General features: G+C 63.0%; 14 protein-coding genes and 1 pseudogene. 12 read left to right on the plus strand and 3 right to left on the minus strand.

Annotated features, from left to right (window positions below; genetic code table 11):
- Positions 1-26 precede the first annotated feature (26 nt).
- From G6N55_RS27145 to G6N55_RS27175, 7 genes are all read left to right on the plus strand, one after another.
- Positions 27-1,055 (plus strand): MCE family protein, encoded by a 1,029-nt coding sequence (locus G6N55_RS27145; protein WP_085221364.1) that lies wholly within the window; start codon positions 27-29, stop codon positions 1,053-1,055.
- Positions 1,056-1,081: 26 nt separating this feature from the next.
- Entirely contained in the window at positions 1,082-2,470 is a 1,389-nt protein-coding gene (locus G6N55_RS27150; RefSeq protein WP_085221705.1) for an MCE family protein, read from the plus strand.
- Positions 2,471-2,487: 17 nt separating this feature from the next.
- On the plus strand, positions 2,488-3,861 hold the full coding sequence (locus G6N55_RS27155) for an MCE family protein (protein WP_085221706.1): 1,374 nt from the start codon (positions 2,488-2,490) through the stop codon (positions 3,859-3,861).
- A complete protein-coding gene (locus G6N55_RS27160) occupies positions 3,858-5,009 on the plus strand; it encodes an MCE family protein (RefSeq protein ID WP_085221365.1) in 1,152 nt (383 codons plus the stop codon). The genes G6N55_RS27155 and G6N55_RS27160 overlap by 4 nt, the downstream gene beginning before the upstream one ends.
- 1 nt (position 5,010) lies before the next feature.
- Entirely contained in the window at positions 5,011-6,522 is a 1,512-nt protein-coding gene (locus G6N55_RS27165) for an MCE family protein (RefSeq protein WP_085221366.1), read from the plus strand.
- Positions 6,486-7,175, plus strand: coding sequence for a tetratricopeptide repeat protein (locus G6N55_RS27170; RefSeq protein ID WP_085221707.1), 690 nt, complete (start codon positions 6,486-6,488; stop codon positions 7,173-7,175). Before G6N55_RS27165 ends, G6N55_RS27170 begins: the two co-directional genes overlap by 37 nt.
- A gap of 422 nt (positions 7,176-7,597) precedes the next feature.
- Complete coding sequence (locus G6N55_RS27175) at positions 7,598-8,167, plus strand: hypothetical protein (protein WP_372517624.1); 570 nt, start codon at positions 7,598-7,600, stop codon at positions 8,165-8,167.
- Positions 8,168-8,169: 2 nt separating this feature from the next.
- Here the strand turns inward: G6N55_RS27175 and G6N55_RS27180 are convergent, their stop codons facing one another.
- Both G6N55_RS27180 and G6N55_RS27185 read right to left on the minus strand, forming a co-directional pair.
- Entirely contained in the window at positions 8,170-8,463 is a 294-nt protein-coding gene (locus tag G6N55_RS27180) for a hypothetical protein (RefSeq protein ID WP_085221367.1), read from the minus strand.
- A 237-nt stretch (positions 8,464-8,700) separates the two neighbouring features.
- Positions 8,701-9,213: a CAP domain-containing protein gene (locus G6N55_RS27185; protein WP_085221368.1), complete on the minus strand. Its 513-nt coding sequence runs from the start codon at positions 9,211-9,213 to the stop codon at positions 8,701-8,703.
- Between the two features lie 261 nt (positions 9,214-9,474).
- Between G6N55_RS27185 and G6N55_RS27190 the strand changes: the two genes are divergently transcribed.
- Positions 9,475-9,918 carry a lipoprotein LpqH gene (locus G6N55_RS27190; protein WP_163667533.1) on the plus strand — a complete coding sequence of 148 codons (444 nt, stop codon included), beginning with the start codon at positions 9,475-9,477 and terminating at the stop codon, positions 9,916-9,918.
- Between the two features lie 55 nt (positions 9,919-9,973).
- Here G6N55_RS27190 and G6N55_RS27195 read toward each other — a convergent pair whose 3' ends face one another.
- Positions 9,974-10,861, minus strand: a complete 888-nt coding sequence (locus G6N55_RS27195) for an alpha/beta hydrolase-fold protein (protein ID WP_085221370.1) — start codon at positions 10,859-10,861, stop codon at positions 9,974-9,976.
- Positions 10,862-11,224: 363 nt separating this feature from the next.
- Between G6N55_RS27195 and G6N55_RS29985 the strand changes: the two are divergent.
- The 4 genes and pseudogenes from G6N55_RS29985 to G6N55_RS27210 form a co-directional block, all read left to right on the plus strand.
- Positions 11,225-11,335 (plus strand): annotated as a pseudogene (locus tag G6N55_RS29985) (CAP domain-containing protein); the annotation flags it as partial.
- A gap of 460 nt (positions 11,336-11,795) precedes the next feature.
- Entirely contained in the window at positions 11,796-12,845 is a 1,050-nt protein-coding gene (locus G6N55_RS27200; protein WP_085221371.1) for an LLM class flavin-dependent oxidoreductase, read from the plus strand.
- 12 nt (positions 12,846-12,857) lie between these two features.
- On the plus strand, positions 12,858-14,078 hold the full coding sequence (locus G6N55_RS27205; protein ID WP_232078845.1) for an aminoglycoside phosphotransferase family protein: 1,221 nt from the start codon (positions 12,858-12,860) through the stop codon (positions 14,076-14,078).
- A gap of 24 nt (positions 14,079-14,102) precedes the next feature.
- Positions 14,103-15,269 (plus strand): LLM class flavin-dependent oxidoreductase, encoded by a 1,167-nt coding sequence (locus tag G6N55_RS27210; RefSeq protein WP_163667536.1) that lies wholly within the window; start codon positions 14,103-14,105, stop codon positions 15,267-15,269.
- Positions 15,270-15,275 lie beyond the last annotated feature (6 nt).

Raw genomic sequence — 15,275 nt, forward strand, 5'->3', positions numbered from 1 at the left:
CGACCCGCGTCCGAGAAAGGCGAACATTGCACGAGAACTTCCGAGGCATATTGGTGCGGTTTGCCATCTATGCCACCGTGTGTTCGTTGGGCATTGCTTTGCTGCTTGCCGTTTTCAGTCAGTTCCGTTTCGAGGAGTCGAACAACTACAGCGCGGTTTTCGCCAACGTCTCGGGGCTGCGGGAAAACAATTTTGTCCGCATCGCGGGCGTCGAGGTAGGGAAGGTCAAGTCGATCGCCGTTCAGCCCGATTCCACGGTGCGGGTCGAATTCTCTGCGGACAATTCGGTGACGCTCACCGAGGGGAGTAGGGCGGTTATCCGTTACGACGACCTTTTCGGGGGCAGATTCCTTGCGCTGGAGGAAGGTGCGGGGGGCGTCAAGAAACTCAACCCCGGGGCAACCATCCCGCTGGGCCGCACCCAGCCGGCACTGGATCTGGACGCGTTGATCGGGGGTCTGCGGCCCCTGTTTCGTTCGCTTGACCCCGATCAGGTCAACGCGCTGAGCGGTCAGTTGATACAGGCGCTACAGGGCCAGGGCGCGACGATCGGATCGGTGCTGACTCAGGCGGCGTCGGTCACCGGCACGCTGGCCGATCGCGACCAGTTGTTCGGACAACTCATCACGAACCTGAACACAGTGCTCGCTTCGGCTGGCGACCAGGACCAACAGGTCGCCAAGGCGGTGGACTCGCTATCGACGATCATGCAAACGCTCAAGGACCGACGTAACGACGTCGCGAATGGGTTCAAGGGCGCCGCGCGCCTCTTCAAGGTCGGCAACGAGGTTGTCGAGGCGGCGCGGACTCCGCTCAAACCAGTGGTGGATGAGGGGGGCCGCGTCGCGGGAACCATCATGGCAGACAAGGACTTTGTCGACAATCTGATCAACACCCTGCCCGATGATTACCGGATCATCGGCCGAGAGGGCCTGTACGGCGACTTCTTCACTTTCTATCTCTGCGACGCGATATTGAAGGTGAACGGCAAGAACGGACAGCCGACTTACGTGACATTGGCCAGCCAGCGTTCCGGGAGGTGCACCCCGAAATGATCCGTGCATACCGACGTCTCTTCGAGATGAAGCAATTCTCGGAGCGCAATCCATACAAAATCGGAATAATTGGCATGGCCGCCGTTGCGCTGGCGGTGTTCATTGCGCTGAATTACGACAAGCTGACCTTTCTCACCGGCGACAAGGAATACTCGGCATACTTCGCCGAGGCCGGAGGGCTGGAGACCAACAGCGTCGTGGAGGTCTCGGGCGCCCGCGTCGGGCGGGTGTCGTCTGTCGGCCTGGACGGACCAAAGGTATTGGTCAAGTTCCGCATTCCCGGCGACATACGCCTCGGCGACCGCACCGAGGCGTCGGTCAAATTGAAGACCCTGCTGGGCAGCAAGCTCATCGAGCTCACGCCGCGAGGTGACCGTCCGCTCACCGGGGCGATACCGCTGGAGCGGACCACGTCGGCATACCAGCTGCCCGATGTGCTGGGCGACCTTTCGAAGACGGTCGCCAAGTTGAACACCGACCAGCTGTCGACCGCGCTTTCGGTGGTGGCCAACGAATTCAATGGGACCCCACCGCAAGTCAAGGCGGCGGCAGAGGGAGTGGCTCGGTTCGCCAAGACCCTGGATGAGCGCGATAAAGAGCTGCGGAATCTGCTCGGCAACGCCGCGAAGGTGACCAAGGTCCTCGGCGATCGCAGCGAGCAGATTGTCAACCTCGTCGGCGACACCAACATGCTGCTGGCTCGGCTCAAAGCCGAGGACCGCTACCTGGACAGAATCTTCAACGACAACAGCAATATCGTTCGGGCGCTGATGGGAATCATCGACGACAACCACGCGAACTTGAAACCCACCCTGGAGAAACTCAACGGGGTGCTTGGGCTGCTCAACAATCGCAAGGCGCGCATCCAGGAGGCGCTTAAGGGTCTCAACAGCTTCGCCCTCGCGCTGGGCGAGGCGGTGGCCTCGGGTCCCTTCTTCAAGGCCTACCTGGTGAACCTGTTGCCGGGCCAGTTCGTCCAGCCCTTCATCGACTCCGCCTTCTCCGACCTCGGGTTGGATCCCGCGACCCTGCTGCCCTCGCAGCTCACCGATCCGCAGACCGGCCAGCCGGCCACGCCCCCGTTGCCGATGCCCTACCCGCGGACCGGTCAGGGCGGCGATCCGCGCCTGAACATTCCCGACGCCATCACCGGCAACCCCGGCGACCTCCCGTGCAGTGTCCCGGGCAGGCCGGGCGCCCCTGGCTGCTATCCGCTTCGGCCCGAACCCCCAGCGCCGCCGGCGGGCGGACCGCCGCCGGGGCCGCCGCCACTGGGTCCGGGGCCGGGCGATGCGTCGACGGGCCCGGTCCAGGAGCCCGCGCCCGGACAAGTACCACCGAACCAAGGGCCGGTGCTCGCACCGTCTGAATCATTCGGTCCCCGGCCTGGTCCTGCGCAAGGGGGCCAACAGTGAAAACCCGCAAGTCACAGATGATCTTGGCGTCGGTGTTGGCAGTCGTACTCGTTGCCGGGGCGGCGGCGTGGATGTGGTGGCCGAGTGAACGCACGAATGTCGTCGGATACTTCGACAACGCCAACGGCATCTTCGTCGGTGACGACGTAGTGATCCTCGGCGTATCGGTCGGCAAGATCGAGAAAATCGAGCCGCAGCCCGACCGCGTCAAGGTCTCGTTCTGGTACGACGCCAAGTACAAAGTGCCCGCCGATGCCAATGCGGTCGTGCTGTCCCCGTCGCTGGTGACGGTCCGGGCCCTTCAACTGACCCCCGTCTACACGGGAGGCCCGGCGATGACCAACGGCACCGTGCTGCCGCTGGCTCGTACCGCCGTCCCGGTGGAGTGGGACGATCTGCGCGCGCAGCTCGAGAAGCTCACCGACGTCCTACAACCCACCCAACCCGGTGGGGTCAGCACGTTGGGCGAATTCATCGACACCGCGGCCAGCAACCTTCGCGGCCAGGGGGCCGACATCCGAGAGGCGATAATCCATCTGTCCCAGGCGGTTTCGGCGCTTGCCGATCACAGCGGCGATTTGTTCGGATCGTTCAAGAACCTGGCGGCACTGGTGCACGCGCTGCGTGACAGCGGCGGACTGCTTCGCCAACTCAACCAAAACCTGAACGCGGTGTCGTCGGCGTTGGCCGACAACGAGATTGGCGCGTACATGAAGGTGCTCAACGACAACCTCGACCCGATCATCGACTTCCTCAATGAGCATCGTGAGACGCTGGGCGTCACGTCGGACAAGCTGGCGGAGTTGACCGATGCATTGGTGCAGAGTCTCGACGACGTGAAGCAGGCGCTGCACGTGGGGCCCAACGTGTTTCAGAACGTTTTGAACATCTATCAGCCGTCGCAGCTCGCGTTCACCGGCGCGCTGGCATTGCAGAACTTCGCCAATCCACTGCAGTTCCTGTGTTCGGCGGTGCAGGCGGCATCGAGGCTGGGTGCCGAGCAATCCGCCAAACTCTGCGTGCAATACATGGCGCCCATCATCAAGAACCGTCAGGTTAATTTCTTGCCGCTGGGATTCAACCCATTCGTCGGGCAATCGGCGCGTCCCAATGAGGTCACTTACAGCGAGGACTTTTTGCGGCCGGACTACATTCCGCCGTCGGGGCCGCCGCCGACGGAGGCGTTCCGTCATGTGCCGGATCCCGCAGGGCCGCTGCCGCCCGCGAACGAGATTTTCAACTACTTCGGCAACGGGATGATCAACACGAACGCGCCTTACGTACCGGCCAAACCGGCAAACCCGCTTCCGGTCGATCCGGCCAGCGGCCTGCGCTCAATGATGTTGCCGAGCGTCGTGGAAAACATGGGAGACGTCGGAGGTGGGCAGTGAGCCTCAGTAGCTGGCGCCGTTGCGGTGCGCTGCTTCTCATCACGGTGGCCGTAGCCACGGCTTCGGGTTGTGGTGCGCTCCGGGGCTTCCGGGGCGCAAACTCGCTACCGCTGCCGGGTCGGGCGGGGGAAGGGCCGGGGTCCTACACAATCCAGGCGCAGATGCCGGATGTGCAGAACCTCAAGGAGAACTCCCGTGTCGAACTCAACAATGTGGTGATCGGCAATGTGGCCAAGGTGGAACGTCAAGGCTGGCACGCGCTGGTCACCATGAAGATCGAGCCCGACGTCAAGCTCCCGGCAAATTCAACGGCCACGATTGGTCAGACCAGCCTGCTGGGCACGTTGCACATCGAACTTGCCACGCCCCCCGGTGTCGCGCCGGAGGGCCGGTTGCATGACGGATCGGTGATTTCATTGTCGTCGGCCAGTGGCTACCCGACCACCGAGCAGTCGCTGGGCGCCCTGTCGCTCGTGCTCAACGGTGGCGGCTTGGGCCAGCTTCAAGACATCACCCGGGCATTGAGCACCGCGTTTACTGGTCGTGAACAAGACCTGAGAAGTCTGATTGGGCAGTTGGATAAGTTCACCGCCTACCTAGACGATCAAAAACACGACATCATCCGTGCGTTGGACAGCTTCAACAACTTGGTCGGCCAATTCGCCGAACACAAGCCGGTTCTCGATAGGGCGCTGAAGACCATTCCGGATGCGTTGGCGGTCTTGAACAACGAGCGCGGAAAGCTGGGCGAAGCCCTCGATCAATTCGGCAATGCCAGCAACCCTGGTTCGGACGTTCTCGAACAATCCAAGGACAACCTGATCAAGGAACTCGGCGATCTCGGTCCGGTCCTGAAGTCGCTAGCCAACTCCGGCGTTGCGCTAACCCGCAGCCTGGACTACCTCACGGTGCCTTTGTTCTCGAAACCGCCAGTGGCCAAATGGATCCGGGGCGATTACGGAAACTTGACGGCGATCATCGACTTGACGCTGAGCCGCATCGACTCGTCGTTCTTCACCGGCACTCGATGGGAAGGCAATCTCACCGAACTCGAGATGCAGTGGGGCCGCACCCTCGGGGTGATGCCCAGCCCCTACACCGCGCGCAACCCACTCGTTGCGCCCTACCAGTTCAACCAGGGGCCGTGATATGCGACTGAGTCGGCGAACCATGATCACCCTGGCGATCTTCTCCGTGATTTCCATCGTCTCGGCCGGGCTGGTCGGTCTGTACTACGCACACTTGCCCGCCGTGTATCTCGGAATCGGCCGGTACACGGTGAAGGTGCAGCTGGAGCGGGCGGGGGAGTTGTATCGCGCCGGCAACGTCACGTACCGCGGTGTCGAGGTCGGCAAGGTGTCCAAGGTGCAGCTGTCCGACTCTGGGGTCGAGGCGGTGCTCTCGCTCAACTCGGACTACAAGATCCCTGCCGATCTCACCGCGAGCGTGCACAGTGCCTCGGCGATCGGTGAGCAGTACGTGGATCTGGTGCCGCGCAGCGGCAAGGGCCCCATGCTCAAGAACGGTGACGTGATCCCGCAGGATCGGACCACCATTCCGCCGAATATCAATTCACTGCTGTTGGCGGCCACTCGCGGCCTCAACGCGATCCCGCGCGGCAACCTCAAGACGGTGGTCGACGAGTCCTACACCGCGGTGGGGGGACTCGGGCCGGAACTGTCTCGATTCATCGGCGGCGGAGCCACATTGGCCATCGACGCCCGCAAAAACCTGGACGCGATCTTGACCCTGATCGACGAGCCGATGCCGTTGCTGGAAAGCCAGATCGACTCCGCGGATTCGATTCAGGGCTGGGCCGCGCACCTGGCCCACGTCTCCAAAGACATTCAGACGGCCGAGCAAAACGGCGGCAACTTCGGCGGATGGCTTAACAAGATCGGCCCGACGTTCGACACGATCCGCCAGGTGATCGACCGGGTTGAGCCGACGCTTCCGGACGCGGTGTCCAACCTGGACAAGGTCGGTGAGGTCGGACTGACTTACCGCGACAACCTGGAGGCGCTGCTGGTCCAGCTGCCGCAGATTGTTGCCGACGCCCAGGCGATCCAACTGCCCGACAAGGATCTCAAGGGTCCGTATCGGGGTCTTCAACTGGACTTCAACCTGAACCTGAACTGGCCGCCTGCGTGTACGACCGGGTTCTTCCCGGTTCAGCAGCAGCGCTCGGCAGTGTTCGAGGACACTCCGCCGCGTCCGCCGGGGCTGGTGTATTGCCGGATACCGCAGGATTCGCACTTCAACGCGGTTCGCGGTGCGCGCAACTATCCGTGTGAAACACGGCCCGGCAAGCGGGCCGCTACGGTCAAGCAGTGCGAAAGCAATGAGCCCTACATTCCGCTCAACGATGGCTATAACTGGAAGGGCGATCCGAACGCGACGCTGACCGGGCAGGGTGTTCCACAATTTGATCCGGGGGAGCCGATTCCCGCGGGATTCCCCGGGGGGCCGCCGGCTCCGACGGGGCAAGCCCCAGCGGCTTCGCTGGGGCAGGCGCCGCCGATCGCGGCAGCCGAATTTGATCCGGCCACCGGGGAGTATGTTGGTCCGGACGGGCAAAGGTACAAGCAGCCCACGCTGGCTGGGGGTGCCGGCAAGGAGCGAACATGGCAGCAAATGCTGACACCCCCGACGGGGAGCTGAATAAGACGGCAGACAACGTAACTTCGGATAGCGACGTCGACGAGGCCGAGGACTACGACGCCGCAGTCGCAGACGACGTCACTGACGACGACGTCACTGACGAAGAAGACGCCGGCGACGAGGATGCCGGCGAAGACGACGCCGGCGACGAGGATCCGGCGCCGGCCAAGCGGTCGCAGTTGCGATTGGCGGCGATCGTCGGGGCGACCATCATCGTCGCCCTGGCAGCCACCGTCGGGTGGCTGGGTTTCCGTTCGTATCAGTCGCATCAGGCCGAATCGCAGCGCCAGATGTTTCTTCAGATCGGACGGCAATGCGCGCTGAACCTGACGACGATTGATTGGCAGCACGCCGAGGGAGACGTTCAGCGCGTTCTGGACTCGGCGACTGGTCAGTTCTACGACCAATTCTCCAAGCGCAAGCAACCTTTCATCGACGTGCTCAAGAAGGCACAGTCCAAGTCGGTGGGAACAATCACCGAAGCGGGTGTGGAATCCGAGTCGGGCGATAAGGCACAGGTGCTGGTCGCCGTGTCGATCAAGACCACCAATCTCGGTGTGGAGGATCAGGCGCCTCGGCAGTGGCGAATGCGAATCACGGTGGAAAAGTCGGGTAGCGATACCAAAATCTCCAACGTCGCCTTTGTCCCATGACCAAGCCGAAATCCGAAAAACCAGAAGGGGAATCAGCCACTGTGGGGGTTCGAACCGACGCTCAACGCAAGCAGGCCGCCGCGAAGGCGAAGACGACCGATTCGGTCGACAGTGACCTCGAAGACACCGAAAACACGGTGTGTGCCGAGGATTCCGGCGAGGTCGACGCGGTCGAACCCGACGAGGAGGACGGCGAGCAGAGCTCGGAGAACGCTGAATCGGCCGAGGCGAAAAGCCGGCGGCCGTGGGCACGCGCGCGCGGCGTCATAGGCCGGCGAGCAAGCCATCGTCCGCAACCTCGCGCCGGTGGCGAAAGCAAAACCAAGTCCGAGACCGCCGACGACGAATCCGCCCACCCGGTTGAGGAACCACTCGACGACGCAGCGGAAAAGCCTTCGGAAGACCCGGACCTGTTGGACGAGTTGGACAGTGACGAGGCCGAGGCCGCACTAGCCGACGATGCTGACGTCGAAGATACGGCCGAAGAATCGACGAAAGTCAAACGCCGCATCAGCTGGCCCCAGGTGGTGGTGTACGGGTTGCTTCCCGCTCTGGCGCTGGTATTGGCCGGGGCCGCGGGATTTTTGAAGTGGCAGGACTCCTCGGCTCGCGAGACGCAGCTCGCGCGTATCGAATCGCTGGCGGCCGCAAAGGATTCCACGATCGCGTTGCTGTCATACAAGTCCGACACCGTGGAAAAGGACTTGGAAGCCGCCAAAGGTCGGATGACCGGCGCGTTCAAGGATTCCTACTCGCAGCTGATCAACGATGTGGTGATCCCGGGCGCAAAGAAGGAGCACATCTCCACGACGGCGACCGTGCCGGCGGCGGCGGCGGTTTCAGCGACTCCCAACCACGCGGTGACTCTGCTGTTCGTCAACCAGACGGCGGTCGTTGACAAGAGTCCGCCCTCCGATTCCGTGTCGAGTGTTCGAGTGACACTGGACAAGGTCGGCGGACGCTGGTTGATTTCTGGATTCGATCCGGTCTAGGGCTACAGCGTGACGCGCGACGGCGCGATGCTCTGGCAGACGGTCGATGGCGTGCCCGGGCTGTTGCTGCCCTCCAAGACGTCCGCGCATCCTTGGCCTTTGACGATGTACGTCGCCCCGGGCCGGTAGGGGTAGTAGACCACCGCGGGCGTGGGGTCGTATCCCGACCCGCACTGCCCGGCCGATTCGTCGCCGACGATGGATAGGCACACCGTCGCTTCGGTGTGCGCGTGCAGTGTGCACTCGCCCGCGTGCACCGACGCCATCACCTGATTCACGCCCGAGTTGCTGACCACTTTCGGTCCCTCCAGCACGAACGAGCATTGCCCGCTTCCACCCGGGGGAGATGCGGACGAATCTGCGGCGTAGTAAACCCCTAGCGGGCAAATCGCCAAAAAGGTTGAAAAGACGCCGAATGTGCGAATCATGTGCTCAGCGTAGCGTAGCTGCAAACATTTGTGACCAGCTGAATCAAAGTTAAATTACCCGATATCGCTGCAGTGCTGCCTGGAAATCGCTTGTGGCAGCTGATTTTAACCAGGCTGGCCGTAGACCGCGACCAGCACGCTGCGATCCGGGCTGTTCACCGATCGCACGCCGATCTGGGTGTTCGCGCAGTTGGACATGATCGCGAAGTAGTCGGGCCGGTAGTACCAATTCCCAAGGATGTCAATGCCGTTGATCGACGCTGACGGCAGGATGGCCACAGTTTCGGCGACCGTGCCCCGGTAGCCCGCCGCTTGGGCGCGGGCCTGCGCGGTCGACCCGTCCGAGCCGATATCGCCGTCGAGGGCCCGGTTTCCGAGGATGTCCTCAGCGTGGCGCTGCGCCGCCAGCTCGAGCGCCGGGTTGTTCTTCAAGTCGGTCGTGCATCCGGCCTGGCGTTTGACGCTGTAGACGCTTTGGGCGATCCCGTTGTTGAGCCGATTGTTGTCGGCGTTTGCTATCGGCGCGGCGGTGGCGGCGCCCAGCGCAACTACAGTGGCACTAAACATGGCCAAGGTCGGGAGCGCCGAGGCGCGTCGAGCGAGCTCGCTGGCGGTCATAACTTGTGATCATTTCACAGTTCAAGCGGCAAATCCACGAGTCAAGACTGCCTGGTACTCCAGTATCGAAATATGTTCCGCCGCCTATCTACTGACCAGTTCGTCAATTGACCTGGCGTCCGTCCGAGGCCCCGGCGGGGCATCTTTGACGCGCGATTAAAAAAGATCTAGAAATTCTGAACCTTGGCGTCCTAAAATGCTTGTGAGCGCCCGCCGGGTGGCGATAGACTTCCAGCACGATCCACGAAGAGGGGGATTGCCGTGTCGAATAGGGTTTCGTTGGTCGCTGCAGCCGCGTTGGTGATCGGCAGCGGCGCCGCGTGCTCGTCGGAGGCGCTGGCGGAACAAGCCGCGGGAACGTTGCCCCCGGGCTCGGCGCAGGTTGCCATCGACGGCAATCAACTCCCCGCCATGCAGTCCGTACGGTGCGCGCCGCCGGAGCGGCACTTGAGCACGATCTCCGCGGGCAATGACGAGTCGGGCCTAACCGTGATGGTGTCCAACGCGGGCAAGCTCACCGTTGAATTTGTCCGGATCCGTAATCTCGACGGCTTTTCCGGTGACTACAACCAGGGTCTGGCAGGCAACGACGCCACCGTCGTTCTAAACGACAGCACGTACCAGATTGCCGGTGTCGCGGTGGGTTACGGCCCGAAGTCTCCCGAGCCGACGAAGACGCCCTTCACGATCAAGGTGTCGTGCTGACCGACCGACGCATCACGTAAGTCGCGTGCCGGTTTACCCGGTTTTACCTGGGCAGTTATCTGATGTTCGAGGCCAGGTCACCCGACAATGCGCCGAGCTGCTGGCTCCACGTGCCCCAATCGTTGCCGCCCCCGGCTCCCAAATCGAAGTGGCCATTGTGTCCGCCGGCGGCGCGGTAGCTTGCGTAAAAGTCGCGGCAGGTGCTCTGCCAGATATCCGGGAACGCGCCGACCGCGCCACCGTCGCTGGGGCTGCCGGCGGCCGGGCTGAACACCCACAGTCGGGTGTTCTGGTCGACCAGTCGCACCACGTGCACATTCGGGGAATGCCATTGCCAACGGCCGAACTGGGGCGCCCCCCACATGTTCACCGGATCGACGCCGCCTTCATTCTTCAGAACGTTGGTGATGGCACCGTTGACCCCGGTCCGTTCGGGAGTGAGCACGCCCGACAGCGATCCCGCGTAACGAAATCGGTCGGGATGGAAGGTGGCGAGCGCTAACGCGGCGTAACCGCCTTGTGCGGCACCGACGGCGCCGTGCCCGCCCGGCGCCAATCCTTTGTTGGCGGCCAACCAATCCGGGAGCTCGCTCGACAAGAAGGTATCCCACTGCTTGCCGCGGTCCTGGTCCCAATCGGTGTACATGCTGTAGGCGCCGTCGGCGGGTGCGACGACTGAGATTCCCTTGCCCGCAAGTGTATTCATGGCGTTACCGGCCGTGACCCAGTTGCTCACACCCGGTGCGGCGTTGAACGCGTCCAGGAGATACACCGCGTGCGGTCCGCCGCCCATAAAGGCCACCGGGATGTCGCGACCCATTGCCGCCGAAGGCACCATGAGGGATTCGAAGTTCGGGGCCGCCTGGACGGTAACGGTGGAACTGGCTGTCGCCGTGATGCCCCACAGCGCGACGGCGAGGATGACAGCGCTGGCAACCCGCATCGACAAAGCTTTCACATCAACCTCATTCGTCCACCGCCACACCAATTGCGGTAATGCAATTGGCAATTGCTAAACAGTCAACCACTATTCGCTGCTGCGCGGCAAGATCCGGAGCCGTCAAACGAGTCCGATAATCCGGTGCTGTCATGTTGCTCGGCTAGCGAACGGGCGAAGGCGCGTGGATCGCCGGCATTGTTGCCGGTCGGCGAACGATCATTGGTAGAGATCATCGGGCGCGCCGTCGGCGTCGAACATGATGTCGTCGGATGCGCGAACGATCTTTCGCTCGCCACGATAGAAGGCCTACACTCGAGCTTGTTAGGTTGAGGCGAAGCCAAAGCAGTACGGAAAAGGTGATCACACATGGATCAGTACCCCGACTACGACGCGAGTGACGAGCTGGAATACGGCATTGCGGCGCTCGCGTGGCTCGCCAGGGGCCAGTACCCGCCGCCCTACTACGGCTCGAACTAGCGCACGTCTGAGCCGCGGTGATCACTGGCTCTCGCGGCTAACCAGCAGAAACGTCGCTGGCTTGACCCCCTGGCATGCCGGTGACCACCCGGTTGCAACCGCAATCGACCGACGTCGGTGTTGACTTCCCCGCGTCGCGATAACCGGCACCCGGCTGCCATTTAACGTCGCTTCAAATTTTCCTTGTGCGTCCGCAGGGTGGCCCTCACGGCATTGCCGCGGGACTGCTCAACCTCGGCGGGCGGATCCTGGTGCGGTCTCCGAACGATCCGAGTCGAGGCGAAGCCAAGCCGCCGAGATCCTCCCCGACGCGCCCCGGTAGTCCTCGATCCACCGTCGCGATCAATCGCATTCGCCGGGCACGAAGGGTATGGCTTTTCCTCGCCGACCGGATATGGTAGACGTGTGAACGATCGTTCTCACACGATTGCACAATGAAGTCAATCCGAGGAGCGCAGTCATGACGCTATTCGCCCACAGTCGCGTCGGAGTATCGCTGCCGATGCTCAATCAGCCCTACGAGCGCTACCCCGAATTCGCCGCGCTGGCCGAGGATGCGGGCTTCGATTCGGTCTGGGACTACGAGTTCTACCGAAACCCGTTTATTACTCATGCGCTCAACGCGCGGGCGACGTCGCGGATTCAGTTGGGCACCGGGATCGCGACCGCTGCACCGCGCACCCCCTACGAGATGGCCAATGCCGCAGCGGATGTCGACGAGCTGTCCAACGGGCGAACGCTGTTGGGTCTGGGCACCGGCGGCGCCGGTTGGATGGAATGCTTCAACGGTACGGAGATCGACCGCCCGCTCAAGCGCATTCGCGAATACGTTCATGTGGTGCGCCAACTTTGGCGGCACTTCGAGACGGACGAACCGTTCGACTTTCAGGGCGAGATCTACCGCGCATCCAGCCCGCCGCTCAACCCCTGGGGCACCCGTGATCTGGTGCGCCCGCAGATCCCGATTTATCTGGCGGGATTGAGGCCGGGGATGCTTCGGTTGGCCGGTGAAGTGGCAGACGGGGTGTTCGGATTCCTGCCTACACCGTCGTTTGTCCAACAGCATGTTCTGCCCAATGTCGCTGCGGGCGCCGCGAAGGCCGGTCGAGACCCGTCGGACATCGACGTCACCGCGCTGGTGATTTGCAGCGTGTCGCGCGATCGCGACGAAGCGCTGCGCCGGGCCCGCATCAACGTCGGCAACTATGTCGCCTATCCGGTGAGTTCTGTCGTCGTCGAGTTCATGGGACTGCAGGAGGAGCGCGACTATGTGCTGCGCCGGCTCCTCGAGGACGGACCCGCCGCGCTGGCGACTGCGGCATCCGACGCGTTGCTGCAAGCATTTTCGGTCGCCGGTACCCCCGACGAGGTGGCCGGTCAACTCGCCGCTTATGACGGCGTGCTGCCGCACATCGTCTTGCACACGCCGTACGTGCCGCCGATCGATCAGGAGTCAAGCGAGGACGCGTTCCGGTCGATGGTGCAGGCATTCGCGCGGATCAATGCCTGACGCGGCCACACCGTGTCCGTTCAAGCTCGCCTGGCACGTGCCACACTCGCGACTCGGATCGCTTACCACGTCGCCAACGAGCGCATCACGAATCCGCGTCCCGTCACGCTGCGGGAGGTTCCGCCGACGCCGGAGCACCTCACCGACGAATGGCTGACGCTGGCCCTGTGCCGGGGAACCCCGGGTGCGAAAGTTCTGGGCCACAGCCTCGGTCCACGCAGCGACGGAACCTCGTCGCGACGAACGTTGCGGGTGGAGTTCGACGACGTCGGTCGCGAGGCCGGTCTCAACGAATGGCTTTTCACCAAGTCCGGGCCTGGATTCATGACGCGGCTGGTGTCGGCGGCGGTGGGGCTGGGCGAGATCGAGGCATCGTTCTACGCTCAGCTGCGCGCCGAACTCCCGATCGAGGCTCCGGCCACTCGGTACTCGGCGTACGACCCCGCGACCAGTCGTCAGCTGCTGATCATCGACGACGTATCGCGCACCAGGGAAGCGCATTTCGGCACGATCCTCACGCGCCAGCTCGACCGCGCACAGGCCGGGCAGCTGATCGACACGCTGGCTGCGCTCCACGCCCCATTCTGGGGCACTGCGCTGCACCGGCGTTTCGGCCACTGGCTGCTCGACTCGCATGAGTGGATGGCGCGGTTGAACATCACCATCAATGCTCCCAAGCGGATCCTGGTGGGCTTTTCACGTGCGCGAGAGGTGATACCCACCAAGCTCTTTCGCCGCCGCAAAGAAGTACCGGACGCACTGATGAGATCGCTGAAGATCAATATCGAGGGCCCGCAAACCTTGCTGCACGGCGACGTGCATCCCGGAAACTGGTATGTGACAGGCGATAACCAAATGGGCCTGTACGACTGGCAGTGTGCGGTGCGCGGGGGAGCGGCCCGTGACGTCGCCTACGCGTTAGCCACGCATCTGACCGTGGAGGACCGCCGCGCGTGGGAGCGAGACTTGCTCGCCCGTTATTTCGATCGGCTGACCGCGGCAGGCTGCCGAGTTCCCACCGCCGGGGCCGCATTCCTGGCGTATCGGCAACAGATGTTCCACGCCATGTTCATGTGGTTGGTCACCATTGGGCGTTACCGGTTGCAGCCCGAGATGCAGCCGAGGGACGTCACGCTGGAGAGTGTGCGCCGAACCTGCCAGGCGGCAGCGGATCTCGATTCATTGGACGCAATCACCGGGCGCAATCGCGATCGGGTGGTAATGGGCAGTTGAAGACAAATGCGAAAGGAACCACGCATGTCCAGAAGTGTTGAAGTAGGCGTGAACTACTGGCCGAGCCGGTACTTGCCGCCACAGGCCGGTGCGGAGTTCGCCAGCCAGCTGGAAGCCACCGGCGTCGTGGATTGGTTCCAGACCTGGGATCAGCTGGTGAGCTTCCTTCCTCAGGCGCTGTGGCGACCTGACGTCACGCCGATGGCCCGGCTCACCGCCGACTGCGATTCCTACTACAACGCCGCCATGGTGGCGGTGCTGGCCGCGAACGCAACCACTCGGTTGAACATCACCACGACGCTGGACGCGGTTCGCAACGGTCCGGCCGAATTGTTGCAGCAGATGTTGACGTTGGCCGCGGCGACCCCCGCCACCGTGGCACTGCAGTTTGCGGCCGGTGAGCTCAAGCAGTGTAAGCCGTTCGGGTGGAAGCGATCTCAGGGCCTGGCCCGCATGGAGGACATCTTTGTGATCGTCCGCAAGATGCTCGCATCCGACGGTCTCATCGACCACGAGGGCAAACACTGGACCTACGACGGCGCCTGGATCGGCAGCCACTTCCCCAAAATTCCCAAGCTCTGGGCGCTTGGCGGCGGCCCGCAGTTGATCGATATTGCGACATCCCATGCCGACGGGTTCATCAGCATGGTCCCGAGCGCATTCGCCAGCCCCGACCAGTGGGCGTCGCAAGTGGACGAAATCCGCGCCCAACTCGAGCGCAAGGGCCGTGATCCGCAGGCATTCACCTGTGGCTTCTGGCCGTTCGTCCTGCTTTACCAGAACGACGATCAGCGCGAACGCCTCGTGAACAACCCCATCACCAAGTGGATGACGGCTGCATTCGGGCGGCTTCACCACGGCGCGTGGAAAGGCGAAGGAATCGATCTCATCTTCCCCGAGGATTGGCATTACGCCCTACGGATGCTGCCGCATCAAATGAGCCGGGCCGAGGTCGACGACGTGGTAGCCCGCGTGACACCGGAGATGATCGAAAAGTCCTGGCTGATGGGAACACCGGAGGAAGTCGCCGCGCAGTTACGGCCATGGGTAGATGCCGGCGCGGACTACATCGCGCCCAGCGACCTGGCACCGTCGATCATGGAGCCTGAGGAACAGCCGGAGGTTCTGGCGGCGATGATCGAACTCTGCGCCCAGCTGCGTGTCGGCAGCGGCGCGACGGTCGCAACGTAGCGAACG

Source organism: Mycobacterium florentinum, from assembly GCF_010730355.1.
Lineage (GTDB): Bacteria > Actinomycetota > Actinomycetes > Mycobacteriales > Mycobacteriaceae > Mycobacterium > Mycobacterium florentinum.

Coding starts and splice junctions, on each gene's coding strand:
- G6N55_RS27150 (WP_085221705.1), top strand. CDS start 1,082: ATGAAGCAATTCTCGGAGCGCAATCCATACAAAATCGGAATAATTGGC.
- G6N55_RS27155 (WP_085221706.1), top strand. CDS start 2,488: ATGATCTTGGCGTCGGTGTTGGCAGTCGTACTCGTTGCCGGGGCGGCG.
- G6N55_RS27165 (WP_085221366.1), top strand. CDS start 5,011: ATGCGACTGAGTCGGCGAACCATGATCACCCTGGCGATCTTCTCCGTG.
- G6N55_RS27170 (WP_085221707.1), top strand. CDS start 6,486: ATGGCAGCAAATGCTGACACCCCCGACGGGGAGCTGAATAAGACGGCA.
- G6N55_RS27185 (WP_085221368.1), bottom strand. CDS start 9,213: ATGACCGCCAGCGAGCTCGCTCGACGCGCCTCGGCGCTCCCGACCTTG.
- G6N55_RS27195 (WP_085221370.1), bottom strand. CDS start 10,861: ATGCGGGTTGCCAGCGCTGTCATCCTCGCCGTCGCGCTGTGGGGCATC.
- G6N55_RS27200 (WP_085221371.1), top strand. CDS start 11,796: ATGACGCTATTCGCCCACAGTCGCGTCGGAGTATCGCTGCCGATGCTC.
- G6N55_RS27210 (WP_163667536.1), top strand. CDS start 14,103: ATGTCCAGAAGTGTTGAAGTAGGCGTGAACTACTGGCCGAGCCGGTAC.